Raw genomic sequence first — 17,633 nt, 5'->3', positions numbered from 1 at the left:
TCATCGCGAGGGTGATGACGCCATTGTTTACTCTGGCTTGAAACCGGGTTTTCCGTTTTGTTCTCGCCAGATTTTAATTTCATTCAGAATTCCTTCCGGACTGTCTTCTCGACCTTGTTTAGGGTAGAAAATAAGTGCGGATTTTTCCGGGTGCTCAGTAACCTTTTCAAAATGCTTTACAAGTTTACTGGTGTACTCACCGAGCTCATCTCCAGTAAGTTGGTTATTGTCTTCGAAAAATTCCTTAAGAAAGGATAGGAACTCCGCTTCGGTATAGTCCTCGATTTTTTCTTTAAAGATCATGGCTTCGTTCCTTTTTTGTGAAGCTCAACGTGTTTTTTAGGTGTCATGATGCTTAGATTGTCCAAATCGTAAACTGCTCCGCCCTTGGAAATCAATTGTATATGATGAATTTCAAATTTGTTCCTTTCACCTGCGTGGCCGTCTGGAGTTGTGAACGGGGCAGAGCCATTACGCATTAGTTTCAGATTGGATCTACTAAACTGTTTTGATAGTTTTTCATCATCGGCTACCCACCTCCAAAATTTTTCTCGGAAGGCATCAAAGTCTCTGAAGTCCTGACCCCGAAGTAGATCTGCTATCTCGCGAGGAATGGGGGCACCAGCGCCGTGCTCGCTACTTCCTAGCCAATCTTCCCCAACCTCCGCACCTGCTCCAGTCACTGTCCCTGGCTCATAACGCGGCCCGGTACGACTCGCCATGACATAGACTGGCTGAATTCCCGATTCCATTGGGAATACCAGCACATAATCGTCAATGTCAGCGTCATCGCAGGTTGGATGCTCGTTTATTCTTCCCTCTATCTGGGTAATTCTGGCCCCTGGAAGGATCTTGATTTCCTGCTGCGTCGCAGGTAACTCGGTTGATCCAAGAAGGTTATCCCCTGGTGGGTTGTTTGGTGTCCAAGTCAGCGTTCTTGGAAGAATCCCTTCTGTGGTAAAAGTGAAAAGATTGGTGTTTGGATCAAGTGTTACGTATCTGATCCGAACCTCGCTGGATAAATTTCCACCGGTCGGTGAAAGATAAAGCTGAGTATGCTCCCCACGAACCGATGACACGACGCGAAGCGGTAAATGGTCTGTTTCAGTATTTGGGGTTAGTTTGAAATTCTCATCCAGTTGGGACAGCGGAATGCTAATCACCACTGGATTACGCTGAAGCTCGCTATTGCCGATTGTCGGAGAATAGGATATTGCCACGCCAAATACCGCCAATGGACCACCCGCCAGGGTGGTACTCGCTTTCTTCAGTAGATCGATGGCGCCTTGCAGCGAAACGGGTGAACCCTCAAACCCAGCGATCAGGCCATCGGGAGTCGTCATGAGTGGCCGCGCAGAGGCCATCGCGCCGCTGACGGTGGATAGCTGTATATTTTCGATGTGATGTTTCAACCGAAAAGTCGCGTCGATATCGGCTTGTGCTTTACGCAGCGACGTCCTTCGTGAATCACTCCGCGATACATTGTAAAGATCGCCCGCTGCATGCTCTGCTTCGGTTGCGTCCTGGTGCGCGATAGACAGTTCCCGATGTTTTTGCTGCATCCAAGGCAGTTTTTGATTGATGTCTTCAGGCTGGGCGTGGTTGAACTGATGGAGCAGCTCATTGAAACGGTCCGCCAATGCCGCCGCGATGTTCTGTTTTCGTTCTTGTTCGGCTCGTTGCGCCGCAGCTCGGGCTTGCGCTTGCTTTAGTGCTTGTGCTTTTTTCTCGGCTGCAACGCGTAGCTGTTCTTGTAAGCGTTCGGCTGCTAAAGCCCGGTCGATGAGTCCGGTAAAGGCGTTAGTTGTTTTTATTAAATGTCGAACGGATTCTGAGTGAAGAAGAGATACATGATAATCCTGCCATCGCTTTCCTAAATTTGTTTTTGCCTGTAGCGCAACAAGATTGTTGAGGGCTTCGAGTTCAGGTTTGCTCAAGGGAGGCTTGATGTTCGGATTGGCTTTCGCAAAAGCGGCGATAGCTGCTCGCTCAGTTGTAATGATCTTGGTTAAGGCTGCTTTGTAGTTTCTAAGCGACTGGGAGGTGGTTAGCCCGCCTGTTGCGCCCAGTGTCGATGAGACTTTGTTTAGTAAGAGGCTTGGTAGAAGCTGGAGGTGAATGTTTTTTTCTTGATTGATAATCCTAAGGTTTTCATTTACTGCTGATGCGGAGTCCTTTTGCCCAGCTATGACAGCAGCCTGCTCGACTTTTTTGATGCCTGTTCCAGTTGTCCAGCAAGAATGTCTTTTTGCAATGAAAGCCGTTTCAGCTCTAACGCTGATCGGTACGCGTTATCGATCGCTGAGTAAGCGACGACGATATTGGGTGGGGAGGTTTGCAGGCTTTCCATTATTCTTTTGAAAGACAACTCCTTCATCAGGAAGAATGGATTGTGACCATACAGCGAGTAAGCGCTTTTGGTGCGTGCCTGATACTCGGACTCTTTGGACTGAATAACCTTTAGCGTTGCCTCTTGCTCAGTCTTTGCTTTTTCCAACGGTGAAAGTGGGCGGGCGCCTATCGCTGATCTTTTTGCCTGTTCGAGTTCTTTTGTAGTTATTTCGGTAAGTTTTATGAAAGTGTTGCGATACTCGGCATCGATGGCTTCGCTATTGGCTATACGCTCTCTCATAATGTCGTCCCACGCGTAGGGGATAGACGCGTTGTGTCTCTTTGAACTTCTAGTGACCCCTCTAGGAGGTCCCTCGTACGGCCCCCAAGCTCCTTGGAAATATCCCCCAGTGAAATTTTTACCTTTGATCGATAAAGGACCGATTTCGTATGAGCCGGGTCCCAATTGTTTATGAGGCCCTAAATATGTATTTGCATCGCACATATGACTTATCCATGTCAGCTTATCCGTTACTGAATGGCGCCCTGCTGCTGCGGGGTGCTGTTGTGTGCGAAGAAGGTTTGCGTATTTTTTCGGCGAGGATGCGGTATATATCTACCGCCAAATCAGTTTTTATTTATGCTGCTGAGAATTCCAGTGGGGGGTAATTAAAAAGAAAAAGGCCAGAGCCACCTCATCGGTGGCTCTGGCCTTTTTGTCCGGCGCTGTTTCAACGCACCTGCACAACCACCTTCCCCACCGCCTTGCGCTGCCCCAGGTCATTGATCGCCTGGGCGGTGTTGCTCAGCGGGTACACCTGTGACACCAGCGGCTTGAGCTTGCCCTCGGCGAACCAGCCGAACAGTTGCTGGAAGTTGGCGGCGTTGTCCTGGGGTTGGCGTTGGGCGAAGGAGCCCCAGAACACGCCCACCACGGCGGCGCCCTTGAGCAGGGCCAGGTTCACCGGCAGTTCGGGGATGCGCCCGCTGGCGAAGCCGACCACCAGCAGCCGACCGTTCCAGGCGATGGCACGGATGGCCTGGTCGAACAGGTCGCCACCCACCGGATCGTAGATCACGTCGGCACCCTGGCCGTCGGTGAGGCGCTTGATTTCATCCTTCAGGCTGGTTTCGTTGTAGTTGATCAGTTCATCGGCGCCGGCCGCTTTTGCCACAGCGAGTTTCTCCGCGCTGCTGGCGGCGGCGATCACCCGGGCGCCCATGGCCTTGCCGATTTCCACGGCCGCCAGGCCGACACCGCCGGAGGCGCCGAGCACCAACAGGGTTTCGCCGGGTTGCAGGTTGGCCCGTTGCTTTAGGGCGTGCATCGAGGTGCCGTACGTCATGCTGAAAGCGGCCGCGGTGTTGAAGTCCATGGACGCGGGGATCGGCAGCACGTTATAGCCAGGCACCGCCACCTGTTCGGCAAAGCTGCCCCAGCCGGTCAGCGCCATCACCCGGTCGCCAACGTTCAAGTGGCTGACTTTCTCTCCCACCTCGCTGACGACACCCGCCGCTTCGCCGCCAGGGGAAAACGGGAAGGGTGGCTTGAATTGATATTTACCCTCGATGATCAGCGTGTCAGGGAAATTCACCCCCGCGGCATGCACGTCCAGCAGCACTTCGTTCTTCTTCGCGATGGGGCTGGCGACGTCTTCCAGCACCAGCGATTCGGCGGGGCCGAATTCTTTGCACAGCACGGCTTTCATCAGGGCTATTCCTTTGGGAGTGATGGCCGATAAGTGTAGGTGTGAGAGACAACGGGTCAACGAGCATGCCTCGCCCTGATAGCCGGCCATAAGCTTGTGCTTGAACGGCGGGGCGGTATGCTGGGCCGCAAACCGGATGAGGAATCAATTGTGAAAGCGTGGATCATGTTGATGCTGGCCCTGTCGTTGCCTGTGGCGGCGATGGCCGAAGAGGCCAAGGAAGCGAAAGAGGGCGAGGCGCCGAAAGTCAGCTACATCACCCTCAGCCCGCCGTTCGTGGGCAATTATGGCCTGGACGGCACGGCAAAGCTGAAGGTCTACAAGGCCGATGTGGCCCTGCGCGTGACCGGTGACGCCGCGGCTGCGGCGGTCAAGGCCAACGAGCCGCTGATTCGTAACCAGCTGGTGGCGTTGTTCGCCCAGCAGACCACCGAGACGATGAACAACCTCGAAGCCAAGGAAAAATTGCGCCAGGAAGCGTTGAAGCAGACCCAGCAGGTCATGAACGACGAAACCGGCAAGCCGATGGTCGACGATCTGTTGTTCAACAACCTGATCATTCAATAAACCGCCTTTATCGCAGCCTTTGGCAGTGCCCGGATATCCAGGCGCCGCCAACGGCTGCTTTTTTTCGTCAAGACGCCAGGCTTTTCCGAAACCGGCCCAGGGCGATTGCAAAGAACAACAACCCGATGGCCGCCAGTGCCAGCAGGTCTGGCCAGATCACGCCAAGGCCGGCATCACGGAACAGGATCGCCGCGCTGAGGCTGACGAAATGCGTCGAGGGTGAGCCCTGCATCACCCATTGCAACCATTGCGGCATGCTGTCCAGCGGTGTACTGCCGCCCGACAACAGCAGCATCGGGATGATGACCGGGATCGCCAGCAAACCGAATTGCGGCGTCGAACGGGCGAGGGTGGCGAGGAAGACGCCCAGTGAGGTGCTGGCGAACAAGTAGAGTGCGGTCACCAGCAGGAAGAGCACCATGGAGCCGGCGAGTGGAACCCCCAGGGCGAACTTGACGATGATTTCCAGCGACGCCCAGGTGCACAGCACCACCACCAGCAGGTTGCTCCAGATTTTCGCCAACATGATTTCCAATGCTGTCAGCGGCAGCACCAGCAAGTGGTCGAGGGTGCCGTGCTCGCGCTCGCGCAGCAGCGCCGTGCCCGTCAGGATGATGGCCAGGATCGTGATGTTGTTGACGATCTGGATCACCGCCAGGAACCAGCCACCTTCCAGATTGGTATTGAACAGCGAACGCGTGGTCAGCCTCACGGGCGTTGCTTCGCTCGTTTGTGCCTGGCCGGCGTAGGTTGTCAGTTCCTGTTGGAAAATCCGTCCGATGTAGCCGGCACCCATGAACGCCTGGCTCATGGCCGTGGCGTCGACGTTGAGTTGCAGCGTCGGTTCGCGTCCTGCGAGCAGGTCGGCCTGGAAGTTGGCGGGCACGTTAATGACAAAGGTGTAGCGGCCACTGTCCATGACCTTGTCCAGTTCGGCGTAGGGCAGTGCTACCGGGCTCTGGAACTCCGGCGGTTGCAGGACCTGGGCCAGTTGGCGCGAGAGATGGCTCTGGTCTTCGTCCACTATGGCGACACTGGCGTTGTGCACGCCGATCACTGAGCCTGCGGCCGGCATGTAGATCGCCACGGTGAAGGCGTAGCCCAGGAACAGCAGTAGAACGGAGTCGTAGCGCAGGCTGGTCAGTTCCTTGAGCCCAAGACGCCAGATATGTGAAAGCGTGTGCATCAGGCCTCCTGCTTTTTCAGCATGATCAGGCTGAGCCCGGTGAAGCCCAGAAAAAAACCGCCCAGCGTCAGGCATTGCGGCCATAGCTGGCGCAGATCCAGGGCCTTGGTGAAGGTGCCGACAGCGATATCCAGGAAGTAACCAGCGGGAAACAACTGGCCCATCACCGAAGCGGCACCCTCCAGGGATGAGCGCGGCACGATCAGCCCCGAGAACTGGATGGTCGGCAGGCTGGTGATGATCATGGTGCCGAGGATCGCCGCGATCTGGGTGCGGGTGAACGCCGAGATCAGCAGCCCCATGCTGGTGGTCGCCAGTACATAGAGCAGGCCGCCCACCGCCAGCGTCAGGCCGCTGCCCTTGAACGGCACGCCGAACAGCCAGCGGTTCATCGCTGTCAGCAGGGCGAGGTTGATCAGGCTGACCGCCAGGTAGGGCGCTTGTTTGCCCAGCAGGAATTCCAGGCGGGTCAGCGGCGTGGCGTAGAAATTGGTGATCGAGCCCAGCTCCTTCTCCCGCACGATGCCCAGCGCCGTCAACATGGCCGGAATGAATGCCAGGATCAGTGCCATGACCCCCGGGCCGATGGCGTTGACGCTGACCACGTCCTGGTTATAGCGAAAGCGCGTCTCCAGCTTCGCACTGGGTTGCCGGATGGGCGCGCGGCTGCTGGATTCAACCAGTTGCTCAAGGTTGGCCTGGTGCACCGCCTGGACGTAGTTGCGACTGGTCTCGGCTCGAAACGGTATGCCGCCGTCCAGCCAGGCGCCCACCGTCGGCTGGCGGCCGGCGTAAAGGTCACGACCGAAACCGGGGGGGATTTCCAGGGCCAGCTTGATCTCCGAGCGCTGCAAACGTCGATGCAGCTCCTTCGCGTCGCGGATGATCGGCTGCTCCTCGAAGTAGCGTGAGCTGCGGAACGCTTCCAGGTAGGCTCGGCTTTGCGGGCTCTGATCCTGGTCATACACGGCGAAGGCCAGTTTCTCTACATCGAGGGAAATACCGAAGCCGAAGACCACCATCATGAACAAGGCGCCCAGCAAGGCGAATGCCATCCGCACCTTGTCGCGCAGCAGCTCCTTGCCTTCCCGGCTGGCGACGGCCCACAGGCGACCGAGGCTCAGGCCGCGCCGGTCCCGGGGGGCGCTGGCGCTGTCGAGGGTCACGGGGGCGGCGTCTTGTTGCGTCTGGCCCTGGGCGTTTTCCAGGCAGGTGACGAACGCGGCTTCCAGCGTCTGCCCGTTGAACTGCGCCTGCAAGGCCGCTGGCGTGTCGCAGGCCAGGACCCTGCCGGCATGCATCAGCGAAATGCGATCGCAGCGCTGGGCCTCGTTCATGAAGTGCGTGGAAAGGAAAATCGTCACGCCCTGTTCGCGAGACAACTCGATCAACAGCCGCCAGAAATCATCCCGCGCCGCCGGATCGACACCTGAGGTCGGCTCATCGAGGATCAGGACTTCCGGGCGATGCAACACCGCCACCGCCAAGGACAGACGCTGGCGCAGGCCCAGAGGTAGCGCGCCGGACGTTTGGTCCGCCAGTTCCTGGAGGTTGAAGCGCTGGATCAGTTCGTCGATGCGCTGGCGGCTGTCCGCAGTGGGCAGATCGAACAGCTTGGCGTGCAGTTCCAGATTCTGGCGCACGCTCAGTTCGCCATAGAGCGAAAAGCTCTGGGACATGAACCCCACTCGCTTGCGGGTGGCGAGGTCCTTGGCGTTGACCGGGTTGCCCAGCAGCCGGGCACTGCCTTCGCTGGCGGGGATCAGCCCGGTCAGCACCTTCATGGTGGTGGTCTTGCCGCAACCGTTGGAACCCAGGAAGCCAAAGATTTCACCGCGACCAATCGCGAAGCTGACGTTATCGACAGCGGTGAAATCGCCGAAGCGCAAGGTGAGGTTGTGGGCCTGGATGGCAATGTCGGTAGTGTTGGCGGTCCTGGGGGGGATCACCAGCGGTTCGGCGTCATGGCCGCTGTCGCCCTGGAAATGGGTGAAGGCCGAATCGAGCTTGCCGTCCGGTGAAACCTTGGCCAGTTCCGCACTCAAGCCCTTGGCGATCAAGCGACCATTGTCGAGCATCAGGCAGTGCTCGAATTGCTCGGCCTCTTCCATGTACGCCGTGGCGACCAGCAGGGTCAGTTGCGGCCGTTGTCGGCGCACGTCCTCGATCAGTTCCCAGAAGCGTCGGCGGGACAGCGGGTCCACACCCGTGGTGGGTTCATCGAGAATCAGCAGATCCGGTTCATGGATCAGCGCGCAACACAGGCCGAGCTTTTGTTTCATGCCGCCGGACAGTTTGCCCGCCGGGCGGTCGGCAAAACGCTGCAGATCGGTGGCCAGCAGCAAGGTGCCCATGCGTTGTTCGCATTCAGCCCGTGATAGCCCGAACAGCGTGCCGAAGAACTGAATGTTCTCGCGTATCGACAGGTCCGGGTAAAGGTTGCCCCCCAGCCCTTGAGGCATGAAGGCAATGCGTCGGTAGAGGGTGCTGCGATGGCGTCGATCATCGATCGAGGCGCCGAGCACGTCCAGTTGGCCGTGCTGGAGCTTCTTCACCCCGGCAATCAGACCCAGCAGGCTCGATTTGCCGGCACCGTCCGGGCCGATCAGGCCGCAGCGAGTGCCGGCGGGCAGGCTGAAGGTAATATCGCTCAGCGCCACATGCTGGCCGTAGCGGTGTTCGAGACCCGAGACGCGCAATGCCTCGTCGGCGGGGGCGCTCATTGCAAGTTGGCCGGCCAGTCGATGGGGGTGGTGCGTACATAGCCGGCGCCGGGCATGCCGGGTTTGGCCTGGGGCACTTCGCCGGGGCGGGTCAGGCGGACTTTGACGCGGAACACCAGTTTCTGCCGCTCATCACGGGTCTCGACTTCTTTCGGGGTGAACTGGGATTTGGCCGCGACGAAGCTGATCTTGGCTGGTAACGGTCGCTCGGGCAGGGCGTCGAGCAACAGCCGTGCTTCGTCGCCCACTGCCAATTTCCCCGCCACCGACGCCGGCAGATAGAGGTTCATGTATTGGTCGTTCGGATCGATCATCAGCAATACTCGACCGCCTGCCCCCAGCACTTCACCGGGCTCGGCCAGGCGCAACTGGATCACACCGTCGAGGGGCGCGCGCAACGTACTGTCATCTATTTCGCTGGTGAGCTGGGCCACCTGGGCCAGGGTCGCGCCGATGGCCGCATTCGCCGCCGATACCTGGGCCCGGGCGGCGTTGACCGCAGCGTTGGCGGTGTCGACGCTAGCTTGTTGCTGGTCGAGGACCTGGCCGCTGGCGTAACCGCGCTTGAACAGTTCCTGGGTTCGCTTGAGTTCTTGATGGGCGAGCAATTGTTCGCTCTGGCGCAGTTGCACGTTGGCTTCGGTGGCGGCGAGGTTCTGCCGGGCCCGCACGACTTCGGCCTCGGCCTGGTTGCGCTGGGCCTCCAGGGTGCGGGTGTCCATGCGCGCCAGCACTTGGCCCTTGATGACGCTGTCGCCTTCGTCGACCTGAACTTCGGCCAGGCGCCCGGGAGTCTTGCTGGCGATCTGGACCTCGGTGGCCTCAAGGCGGCCGTTGCCCATGCTCAGGCCTTCCGGCAGGCGATCGTGGCGCGATTTCCAATAGCCGAAACCGCCGGCGGCCAGCAACACGGTCATCAAGGCGAGGGCAAAAAAGCGAGAGGTACGATGGTTCGTCGACATGTCCGGCATCCTGCGGCTGTAGCATCGAAGTCTGCAGGATCAACGACCGACCGCGCTTGATATCCATCAACTCATCGGCGATCAGCGTAGCGCAATGACCGCTGCCCATTGTTCGGCCGTGACAGGCATCACCGACAGCCGCGAGCCTTTCTGCACCAGCGGCATTTCAGCCAGGGCAGTCTGTTGCTTGAGGTAGTCGAGCTTCAGCACGCGGGGGAAGGTCTCGACATGGGCCACGTCGATCGCGGTCCAGGGGTTTTTATCCGGGCTGGCCTTGGGGTCGAAGTAATGGCTGTCGGATTCCAGCGCCGTTGGGTCAGGGTAGGCCGCGCGGACGATCCGGCCGATTCCGGCAATGCCTGGCTCGGGGCAGCTGGAGTGATAGAAAAAGAACGCATCGTCCACCGCCATGGCCCGCAGGAAATTACGCGCCTGGTAGTTGCGAACCCCGTCCCAGCGGGCCTGGCCGAGTTTTTCCAAACCTTGGATGGATAATTCGTCGGGCTCGGATTTCATCAGCCAATAGGCCATGATTGCTACTCCTTGGCGGTGTTGAAAAAAATAGTTCAGCGATTTTATGACAAACCGACAGTCGGTTGACGCCAGAGTTTGCGTGTCGCCGCAGGTTGCCGCAAAATGCCGGCCTTCCAAGCTTGACGCTGCTGCACGGCCAATAAGAAAACCGCTGCTGTCATCGTGTGTGATATGCCTTGAGGGGGGCAATCGATGAAACGCAAACCGGATTTGTTGTGGATCTTGGTCATTCTGTTCGGTCTGGGTGTCGTGACCACGGGTTACGCCCAAAGCCTGTGGGCCAACAAGACCGAGGCGCCGGTGGATATCACCCAACCCGCGCCATCGCTCAAACGCTGAGCCTGCTTTCCTGGCGCCGCTGATTACCGCGGCGCCTACCCCGCGATATACCAATGCCTGTCGCTGACCGTTCCCTGCAGCGGCACGTCCCAGCTTGCCTGCGCCAATCGTTCGACTTTCTGGCATTCATGGGCCAGCCCCAATAGCGTCGGCTTGCGCCACTGCTTGCGTCGCGCCAGATACGCCAGGCTACGGTCATAAAAGCCACCGCCCATGCCCAGCCGGCCTCCCGCATCGTCGAACCCCACCAGTGGCAACAACACCAGATCCAATGTCCAGACCTTGCGCTGGCGGGCGATGTTCTTGCGCGGTTCAGGAATACGAAAGCGGTTGGGCTGCATTTTTTCGCCAGCGTGGATGCGCTGGAACACCATCTTGGTCTGTGGCCACGGGCTGAGCACCGGCAGATAAGTGGCCTTGCCCCGGCGCTGGGCCGCGCGCAGCAGCAGGCGCGGGTCGATCTCACCGTCGTTGGGCAGGTACAGGGCGATGTGTTTCGCACGGCGAAACAGCGGATGCTGGGCCAGTTGTCTGTACAGCCCGCGGGCGGCTTGCCGTTGCTGGGCGAGTGTCAGGGCACGACGGGCCTGGCGCAGCAGGCGTCGAAGTTGCGGGCGGGGCAGCAGCGCGGGTTCGGTCATATCGATGCTTCACGGAGTCGGCGACGGAGCACAGCGTAACCGCAAAACAGGACGCTCAGAAATGCCTGCGCCAGAAACGACAATGCCAGTCCGCATGGACTGGCATTGTCTGGAGTCAGGCTCCCCGGATGAACCGCTGTCGGCTTAGCCCTTGAACCCGAAAGTTCAAGGTGGAAGTTGCAGGGGGCGTTAAGGCTTTCCGTCAAGCGGACATGCACACCGGCCCCAACGTGCAACCCCCGTGGTTGTGCGTATCGGCTCAGGGACATCACCAACTGGCAAGCACCCCAGGGAGTGAGGCGAGTATACCCCAGGCAGCCTCGCGAATCAGCCCTTGCTGACGTCTGGATCGGTGGCGAGCACCAGATCCACCCGATCGAGCAGGTCGCGCACCTGTTCACGGGTCGAGCCACTGACCTGTACGTCTGGCGTATCCTGGCGATGCAACAGGTCGTGGGTGATGTTCAAGGCGGCCATCACGGCGATGCGGTCGGCGCCGATGACTTTGCCGCTGCTGCGGATCTCACGCATCTTGCCGTCCAGGTAGCGGGCGGCGCTCACCAGGTTGCTGCGCTCTTCCTGGGGGCAGATGATCGAATATTCTTTGTCGAGGATCTGCACGGTAACGCTATTGCTTGAACTCATGAGTCTTGCTCCAGGGCCTTGAGGCGCGAAATCATCGATTCGACCTTACGCCGGGCGATTTCGTTTTTTTCAATGAGGTGCGCGCGTTCCTCGCGCCAGGTCTTTTCCTGAGCTAATAGGAGTCCGTTTTGGCTCTTAAGTTGCTCGACCCGGTCAATTAGCAACTCGAGTCTGGCCATCAGCGCTTGCAGGTCGGTGTCTTCCATTGTGTCCACTGAAGATTGTGTCTGATGGAGGGATGTAGGTCGTACAGCCTCTGATAGTCTTGGCGAGTCTGTCGATGTAGGATACAAGGCCTCCATTCTAGACATAGCGCCGTCTGGCGCCTAGCTGCCCATGCCCATTCAGAATTCCCCGTATCAAGCATTCGCCACCCTGCTGAGCACCAGCGGTCATCCTGTCTCGCCTGCCGAACTGCATGGCCTGCTGCTCGGTCGCAGCTGCGCCGGCGCCGGTTTCGATGCCAACGGCTGGTTGGCCGACGCCGCCGAGCTGCTGGAAGGCGAGCCGGCGGACAACGTCCGTAACGCGCTCATCGGCCTGCAGGAAATGGTCAAGGGCGAACTGACCAGCGACGACATGACCGTCGTCCTGCTGCTGCCCACTGACGACGCCCCCCTGGCCGAACGCGCCGTTGCGCTGGGCCAGTGGTGCCAGGGCTTCCTCGCCGGCTTTGGCTTGACCCGCCGCGAATACGCCTTGAGCGAAGAGGCCAAGGAAGTGTTGCAGGACTTGGCGGCGATCTCCCAGGTCCAGGATGCCCTGGAAGAGTCCGATGACGGCGAAAGCGACTACATGGAAGTGATGGAGTACCTGCGGGTCGCGCCATTGCTGCTGTTCACCGAGACCAAGAAAACCGATGCAGCGGCCCCCAAGCCATCCTTGCATTAATTTTTAGAGGGAACACCGTCTGCCCATGATTCATATCCCGAAATCGGAATACAGCCGTCGCCGCAAGGCCCTGATGGCGCAGATGGAACCCAACAGCATCGCAATCCTGCCCGCCGCCGCCGTTGCGATCCGCAACCGTGACGTCGAGCACGTCTACCGCCAGGACAGCGACTTCCAGTACCTCAGCGGCTTTCCCGAACCGCAAGCGGTGCTGGTGCTGATGCCCGGCCGGGCCCATGGCGAATACATCCTCTTTTGTCGCGAGCGCAACGCCGAACGTGAGTTGTGGGATGGCCTGCGCGCCGGCCAGGAAGGCGCGATCCGTGACTACGGTGCCGACGACGCATTTCCCATCACCGACATCGACGACATCCTGCCGGGCCTGATCGAAGGCCGCGACCGGGTGTATTCGGCCATGGGCAGCAACCCTGAATTCGACCGACACCTGATGGAGTGGATCAACGTGATTCGCTCCAAGGCTCACCTCGGTGCCCAGCCGCCGAACGAATTCGTTGCCCTGGATCATCTGCTGCATGACATGCGCCTGTATAAATCGGCGGCAGAAGTGAAAGTGATGCGCGAAGCGGCGCGGATTTCCGCCCAGGCGCATGTCCGGGCGATGCAGGCGGCTCGCCCGGGGCTGCATGAATTCAGCCTCGAAGCCGAGCTCGATTATGAGTTCCGCAAGGGCGGGGCGAAGATGCCGGCCTATGGCTCGATCGTCGCGTCGGGGCGCAACAGCTGCATCCTGCATTACCAGCAGAACGACGCGCCGCTCAAGGATGGCGATCTGGTGCTGATCGACGCCGGCTGTGAAATCGACTGCTATGCCAGCGATATCACCCGTACCTGGCCGGTCAGTGGCAAGTTTTCACCCGAGCAGAAGGCGATCTACGAAGTGGTGCTGGCCGCCCAGGAAGCCGCGTTTGCCCAGATCGCGCCGGACAAGCATTGGAACCAGGCCCATGAAGCGACAGTCCGGGTCATTACCGAAGGCCTGGTGCGCCTGGGGTTGCTGCAAGGCGAAGTGGACGAACTGATCGCCAGCGAAGCCTACCGGGCGTTCTACATGCACCGCGCCGGCCACTGGCTGGGCATGGACGTGCATGACGTGGGCGAGTACCGGGTCGGCGGCGAGTGGCGGGTACTGGAGATCGGCATGACCCTGACGGTGGAGCCGGGCATCTACATCAGCCCGAACAACCGCAGCGTAGCGAAAAAATGGCGCGGCATTGGCGTGCGCATCGAGGATGACGTGGTAGTGACCAAAACCGGTTGTGAAATCCTGAGCCAGGGCGTGCCGAAAACGGTCGCCGACATCGAGGCCCTGATGGCCGCCGCCCGGACTCAAGCGGCATGAGCCGGGTCAACCTGGCGATCATTGGCGGCGGCCTGGTCGGTGCGAGCCTGGCCCTGGCGCTGCAGGCCGGTGCCAAGGCCCGGGGCTGGAAGATCATGCTGATCGAGCCCTTCGCCCCCGGCCATGCCTGGCAGCCGAGCTACGACGCCCGTTCTTCGGCGTTGTCCTACGGGGCCCGGCAGATCTATCAACGCTTGGGCGTCTGGCAGGAAATTTCCCGTCGCGCCGAGCCGATCAAACAGATCCACGTGTCCGATCGCGGGCGATTCTCCACGGCGCGCCTGTCGGCCATGGAAGAAGGCGTGCCGGCCCTGGGTTACGTGGTGGAGAACGCCTGGCTCGGACAGTGCCTGTGGCAAGCTCTGGATAACGAAGTGGTCAGTTGGCGCTGCCCGGCGCAGGTCACTCGGATGGAACCGCTGGTCGGCGGTTATCGCCTGACCCTCGACGACGAAACCACCCTGGAGTGCGACCTTGCCGTACTGGCTGATGGCGGCCGCTCCGGGCTGCGCGAGCAACTGGGCGTCGGCGTGCGTAATCGGCCTTATGACCAGAGTGCGTTGATTGCCAACATCACCCCCAGCGAAGCCCACAACGGCATGGCCTTCGAACGCTTCACCGATGACGGCCCGATGGCCTTGTTGCCGCTGCCGGAGAATCGTTGCGCGCTGGTCTGGACCCGTCAGGGCATGGACGCGCAACGGCTGGCGGCCCTCGACGAGCGCAGCTTCCTCAGCGAATTGCAGGGTGTGTTCGGTTATCGCCTGGGTACGCTGAAGCAGGTGGGCGTGCGACATCTGTATCCGCTGGCACTGGTGGAGGCCGAAGAGCAGGTACGTCCGCACTTGGCGATCCTCGGCAACGCCGCCCACAGCCTGCACCCGATTGCCGGGCAGGGGTTCAACCTGTCCCTGCGCGACGCCCAGGCCCTGGCCGATGCCTTGCTCGACAGTGAAAGCGAGCCTGGGGATTTTGCCGTGCTGCAAGCCTACCGCGAGCGCCAGCGAATGGATCAGGCCCTGACCGTCGGGTTTTCCGACCAGGTCACGCGCTTGTTCGCCAGCAGCCTGCCATTGGTGTCCCTGGGGCGTAACCTCGGCCTGCTGGGCCTCGACCTGCTGCCTCCGGCCAAGCGTTGGTTCGCCCGCCAGGCCATGGGGCTGGGGACGCGTCCCGATGTTTGAGGACGGGGCTGTCATTTCTTTTCATGGGCGGCTGATGTCGCCAGCAAAACAGGCTTAGAGCATGGAATTGCGTGCAGATCTGCTGATTGTCGGCGCCGGTATGGTCGGCAGCGCCCTGGCGCTGGCGTTGCAGGGCAGTGGCCTGCAAGTGCTTCTGCTCGACGGCAGCCCGATGAGCGTCAAACCCTTCGATGCCCAGGCCGCGTTCGAGCCCCGGGTCAGTGCCTTGTCGACGGCCAGCCAGCGGATTCTCGATCGCCTGGGCGTCTGGGACGGTATCACCGCCCGGCGGGCCAGCCCCTACACCGATATGCACGTCTGGGACGGCAGCGGCACTGGGCAGATCCATTTTTCGGCCGCCAGCCTGCATGCCGAGGCGCTTGGGCACATCGTTGAAAACCGCGTCGTGCAGGACGCCTTGCTGGATCGATTGCATGACTGCGACCTGGGCCTGCTGGCCAATGCCCGGCTGGAACGGATGCGCCGTTCCGGTGACGACTGGCTGCTGACCCTGGCCGATGGCCGTACCTTGCGAGCACCGCTGGTGATTGCCGCCGACGGCGCGAATTCAGCTGTGCGGCGCCTGACCGGTGTGGCGACGAGGGAATGGGATTACCTGCACCACGCCATCGTCACCAGCGTGCGTAGCGCCCGGCCCCATCGAATGACGGCATGGCAGCGCTTCACCGACAACGGTCCGCTGGCGTTCCTGCCACTTGAGCGTGATGGCCAGCACCACTGGTGCTCGATCGTCTGGTCCACCACCCCTGGTGAAGCGCAACGCTTGATGGCGCTCGACGACACAGCGTTCTGCAACGAACTGGAACGGGCCTTCGAAGGCCAGCTCGGTACGGTCGTGAGTGCCGACCCGCGACTTTGCGTGCCCCTGCGCCAACGGCATGCCAAGCGTTACGTGGCCGAAGGGCTGGCGCTGATCGGCGACGCCGCCCATACCATTCACCCTTTGGCCGGGCAGGGCGTGAACCTGGGTTTCCTCGACGCCGCCGTACTGGCCGAAGTGCTGTTGCAAGCGGCTGGACGTGGCGAACGGCTGGCGGATGTGAAGGTGTTGAGCCGCTACGAGCGGCGACGCATGCCCCATAACCTGGCACTGATGGCGGCCATGGAGGGGTTCGAGCGGTTGTTCCAGGCCGATCCGTTGCCGGTGCGCTGGTTGCGTAATACCGGGCTGAAGCTGGTAGACCGCATGCCTGAGGCCAAGGCGCTGTTCGTGCGCGAAGCGCTGGGGTTGATTGGGGATTTGCCGGATTTGGCCAAGGCTTAGATTTTTGTTGGGGGCAAAGGCCTCATCGCGGGCAAGCCTTGCTCCCACTGGTGTGCATTGTGGGACGAGCTTTTGTGGGAGCAAGGCTTGCCCGCGATTGCGGATGCAAAAACACAGTACATCTCATAGCTGCAACATTTGGAAATGTGTCCACCCACTGTTCGATTGAGAAGCCAAATGTGAGTCCTTATCATTTGCGCACTTCATCCTCGAGAGACCGCCCCCATGTCGGCACCCAAGCGCCTGCTGTCCGCCCTCGCCTTGACCCTGATCGGTACGACTGCTGCCCAGGCCGCCGATGAGGTGGTGGTCTACTCCTCGCGTATCGACGAGCTGATCAAGCCAGTCTTCGATGCCTATACCAAGAAGACCGGCGTGTCGGTGAAGTTCATCACCGACAAGGAAGCGCCGCTGATGCAGCGGATCAAGGCCGAAGGCGAGAGCGCCACCGCCGACCTGCTGCTCACCGTCGACGCCGGCAACCTCTGGCAGGCCGAGCAGATGGGCATTCTCCAGCCGTTCACCTCCCCGGTGATCGACGCCAACATCCCCTCTCAATACCGTGCTTCTTCCCACGCCTGGACCGGTTTGAGCCTGCGGGCCCGGACCATTGTCTACTCCACCGACCGGGTTAAACCGAATGAATTGACCACCTATGAAGCGTTGGCTGGCAAAGAGTGGGAAGGCCGCTTGTGCCTGAGGACCTCGAAAAAGGTCTACAACCAGTCCCTGACCGCCACGCTGATCGAAACCCACGGCGCGGAAAAAACCGAGGAAATCCTCAAGGGCTGGGTCAGGAACCTGTCCACCGACGTGTTCTCCGACGACACTGCACTGCTTGAAGCGATCAATGCTGGCCAGTGCGATGTCGGCATCGTCAACACCTACTACTACGGCCGCTTGCACCAGCAGAAGCCGGACCTGAAGGTGAAGCTGTTCTGGCCGAACCAGGCCGACCGTGGCGTGCACATCAACCTTTCGGGTATAGGCTTGACCAAGCATGCACCGCATCCGGAGGCCGCGAAGAAGCTGGTGGAATGGATGACCACGCCAGAGGCGCAGAGCATCTTCGCCGACGTGAACCAGGAGTTCCCGGCCAATCCGAAGGTGGAGCCTTCCAGGGAGGTGGCAGCCTGGGGCAAGTTCAAGGCCGATACCCTGCCGGTGGAAGTCGCGGGTAAACGCCAGGCTGAAGCCATTCGCATGATGGATCGCGCTGGCTGGAACTGAGACCAGTCCTGTTCAGTTCATTGATAACATGTGGCGAGGGAGCTTG

At 60.2% G+C, this 17,633-nt stretch carries 18 protein-coding genes and 1 other RNA gene; 7 read left to right on the top strand and 12 right to left on the bottom strand.

The features are described from left to right. Positions 1-27: 27 nt before the first annotated feature. The 4 genes from PBDP_RS28665 to PBDP_RS28650 form a co-directional block, all read right to left on the bottom strand. Positions 28-303 carry a bacteriocin immunity protein gene (locus tag PBDP_RS28665; RefSeq protein ID WP_025569754.1) on the bottom strand — a complete coding sequence of 92 codons (276 nt, stop codon included), beginning with the start codon at positions 301-303 and terminating at the stop codon, positions 28-30. Then, positions 300-1,937, bottom strand: coding sequence for a pyocin-S2/colicin E7-DNase domain-containing protein (locus PBDP_RS28660; RefSeq protein WP_212801606.1), 1,638 nt, complete (start codon positions 1,935-1,937; stop codon positions 300-302). The genes PBDP_RS28665 and PBDP_RS28660 overlap by 4 nt, the downstream gene beginning before the upstream one ends. A 248-nt stretch (positions 1,938-2,185) precedes the next feature. Further along, complete coding sequence (locus PBDP_RS28655) at positions 2,186-2,632, bottom strand: hypothetical protein (RefSeq protein WP_212801605.1); 447 nt, start codon at positions 2,630-2,632, stop codon at positions 2,186-2,188. A 430-nt stretch (positions 2,633-3,062) separates the two neighbouring features. Then, positions 3,063-4,040 carry an NADPH:quinone oxidoreductase family protein gene (locus PBDP_RS28650; RefSeq protein WP_109752584.1) on the bottom strand — a complete coding sequence of 326 codons (978 nt, stop codon included), beginning with the start codon at positions 4,038-4,040 and terminating at the stop codon, positions 3,063-3,065. A 150-nt stretch (positions 4,041-4,190) separates the two neighbouring features. Here PBDP_RS28650 and PBDP_RS28645 point away from each other — a divergent pair, with 150 nt between their 5' ends. Beyond that, positions 4,191-4,607 carry a flagellar basal body-associated protein FliL gene (locus PBDP_RS28645; RefSeq protein ID WP_109752954.1) on the top strand — a complete coding sequence of 139 codons (417 nt, stop codon included), beginning with the start codon at positions 4,191-4,193 and terminating at the stop codon, positions 4,605-4,607. A gap of 67 nt (positions 4,608-4,674) precedes the next feature. Here PBDP_RS28645 and PBDP_RS28640 read toward each other — a convergent pair whose 3' ends face one another. The 4 genes from PBDP_RS28640 to PBDP_RS28625 all read right to left on the bottom strand — a co-directional run bounded on the left by PBDP_RS28640 (position 4,675) and on the right by PBDP_RS28625 (position 10,009). Then, complete coding sequence (locus tag PBDP_RS28640) at positions 4,675-5,793, bottom strand: ABC transporter permease (protein WP_109752583.1); 1,119 nt, start codon at positions 5,791-5,793, stop codon at positions 4,675-4,677. Then, positions 5,793-8,516, bottom strand: coding sequence for a ribosome-associated ATPase/putative transporter RbbA (gene rbbA, locus PBDP_RS28635; protein WP_212801604.1), 2,724 nt, complete (start codon positions 8,514-8,516; stop codon positions 5,793-5,795). Before rbbA ends, PBDP_RS28640 begins: the two co-directional genes overlap by 1 nt. Then, complete coding sequence (locus tag PBDP_RS28630) at positions 8,513-9,478, bottom strand: HlyD family secretion protein (RefSeq protein WP_212801603.1); 966 nt, start codon at positions 9,476-9,478, stop codon at positions 8,513-8,515. Before PBDP_RS28630 ends, rbbA begins: the two co-directional genes overlap by 4 nt. An 81-nt stretch (positions 9,479-9,559) precedes the next feature. Next, positions 9,560-10,009, bottom strand: a complete 450-nt coding sequence (locus tag PBDP_RS28625) for an EVE domain-containing protein (protein ID WP_109752580.1) — start codon at positions 10,007-10,009, stop codon at positions 9,560-9,562. Between the two features lie 195 nt (positions 10,010-10,204). Between PBDP_RS28625 and PBDP_RS28620 the strand changes: the two genes are divergently transcribed. Beyond that, positions 10,205-10,351, top strand: coding sequence for a hypothetical protein (locus PBDP_RS28620; RefSeq protein ID WP_162893876.1), 147 nt, complete (start codon positions 10,205-10,207; stop codon positions 10,349-10,351). 35 nt (positions 10,352-10,386) lie between these two features. On the opposite strand, the gene PBDP_RS28615 is transcribed toward PBDP_RS28620, so the two are convergent. The 4 genes from PBDP_RS28615 to PBDP_RS28600 all read right to left on the bottom strand — a co-directional run bounded on the left by PBDP_RS28615 (position 10,387) and on the right by PBDP_RS28600 (position 11,843). Then, on the bottom strand, positions 10,387-10,992 hold the full coding sequence (locus PBDP_RS28615) for a 5-formyltetrahydrofolate cyclo-ligase (protein ID WP_212801602.1): 606 nt from the start codon (positions 10,990-10,992) through the stop codon (positions 10,387-10,389). 117 nt (positions 10,993-11,109) lie between these two features. Further along, a non-coding RNA gene (gene ssrS, locus PBDP_RS28610) (6S RNA) lies at positions 11,110-11,289 on the bottom strand. 30 nt (positions 11,290-11,319) lie between these two features. Further along, complete coding sequence (locus tag PBDP_RS28605; RefSeq protein ID WP_039590276.1) at positions 11,320-11,637, bottom strand: cell division protein ZapA; 318 nt, start codon at positions 11,635-11,637, stop codon at positions 11,320-11,322. Further along, positions 11,634-11,843 carry a TIGR02449 family protein gene (locus tag PBDP_RS28600; RefSeq protein WP_003177365.1) on the bottom strand — a complete coding sequence of 70 codons (210 nt, stop codon included), beginning with the start codon at positions 11,841-11,843 and terminating at the stop codon, positions 11,634-11,636. The genes PBDP_RS28605 and PBDP_RS28600 overlap by 4 nt, the downstream gene beginning before the upstream one ends. 130 nt (positions 11,844-11,973) lie before the next feature. Between PBDP_RS28600 and PBDP_RS28595 the strand changes: the two genes are divergently transcribed. The 5 genes from PBDP_RS28595 (at position 11,974) to PBDP_RS28575 (ending at position 17,587) form a co-directional block, all read left to right on the top strand. Further along, positions 11,974-12,528 carry a YecA/YgfB family protein gene (locus PBDP_RS28595; protein ID WP_212801601.1) on the top strand — a complete coding sequence of 185 codons (555 nt, stop codon included), beginning with the start codon at positions 11,974-11,976 and terminating at the stop codon, positions 12,526-12,528. Positions 12,529-12,553: 25 nt separating this feature from the next. Further along, entirely contained in the window at positions 12,554-13,888 is a 1,335-nt protein-coding gene (gene pepP, locus PBDP_RS28590; RefSeq protein ID WP_109752578.1) for a Xaa-Pro aminopeptidase, read from the top strand. Further along, positions 13,885-15,072, top strand: coding sequence for a 2-octaprenyl-6-methoxyphenyl hydroxylase (gene ubiH, locus PBDP_RS28585; protein WP_109752576.1), 1,188 nt, complete (start codon positions 13,885-13,887; stop codon positions 15,070-15,072). Before pepP ends, ubiH begins: the two co-directional genes overlap by 4 nt. Positions 15,073-15,139: 67 nt before the next feature. Beyond that, positions 15,140-16,357, top strand: a complete 1,218-nt coding sequence (locus PBDP_RS28580) for a 2-octaprenyl-3-methyl-6-methoxy-1,4-benzoquinol hydroxylase (RefSeq protein ID WP_212802547.1) — start codon at positions 15,140-15,142, stop codon at positions 16,355-16,357. Between the two features lie 225 nt (positions 16,358-16,582). Further along, entirely contained in the window at positions 16,583-17,587 is a 1,005-nt protein-coding gene (locus PBDP_RS28575; RefSeq protein WP_109752573.1) for an extracellular solute-binding protein, read from the top strand. Positions 17,588-17,633 lie beyond the last annotated feature (46 nt).

Origin of the sequence: Pseudomonas sp. St290, from assembly GCF_018325805.1 — a bacterium.
In the GTDB taxonomy this organism is placed as follows: Bacteria; Pseudomonadota; Gammaproteobacteria; order Pseudomonadales; family Pseudomonadaceae; genus Aquipseudomonas; species Aquipseudomonas bijieensis.
The sequence above is the reverse complement of the archived record's forward strand: the minus strand, read 5'-3'. Positions and strand labels throughout refer to the sequence as shown.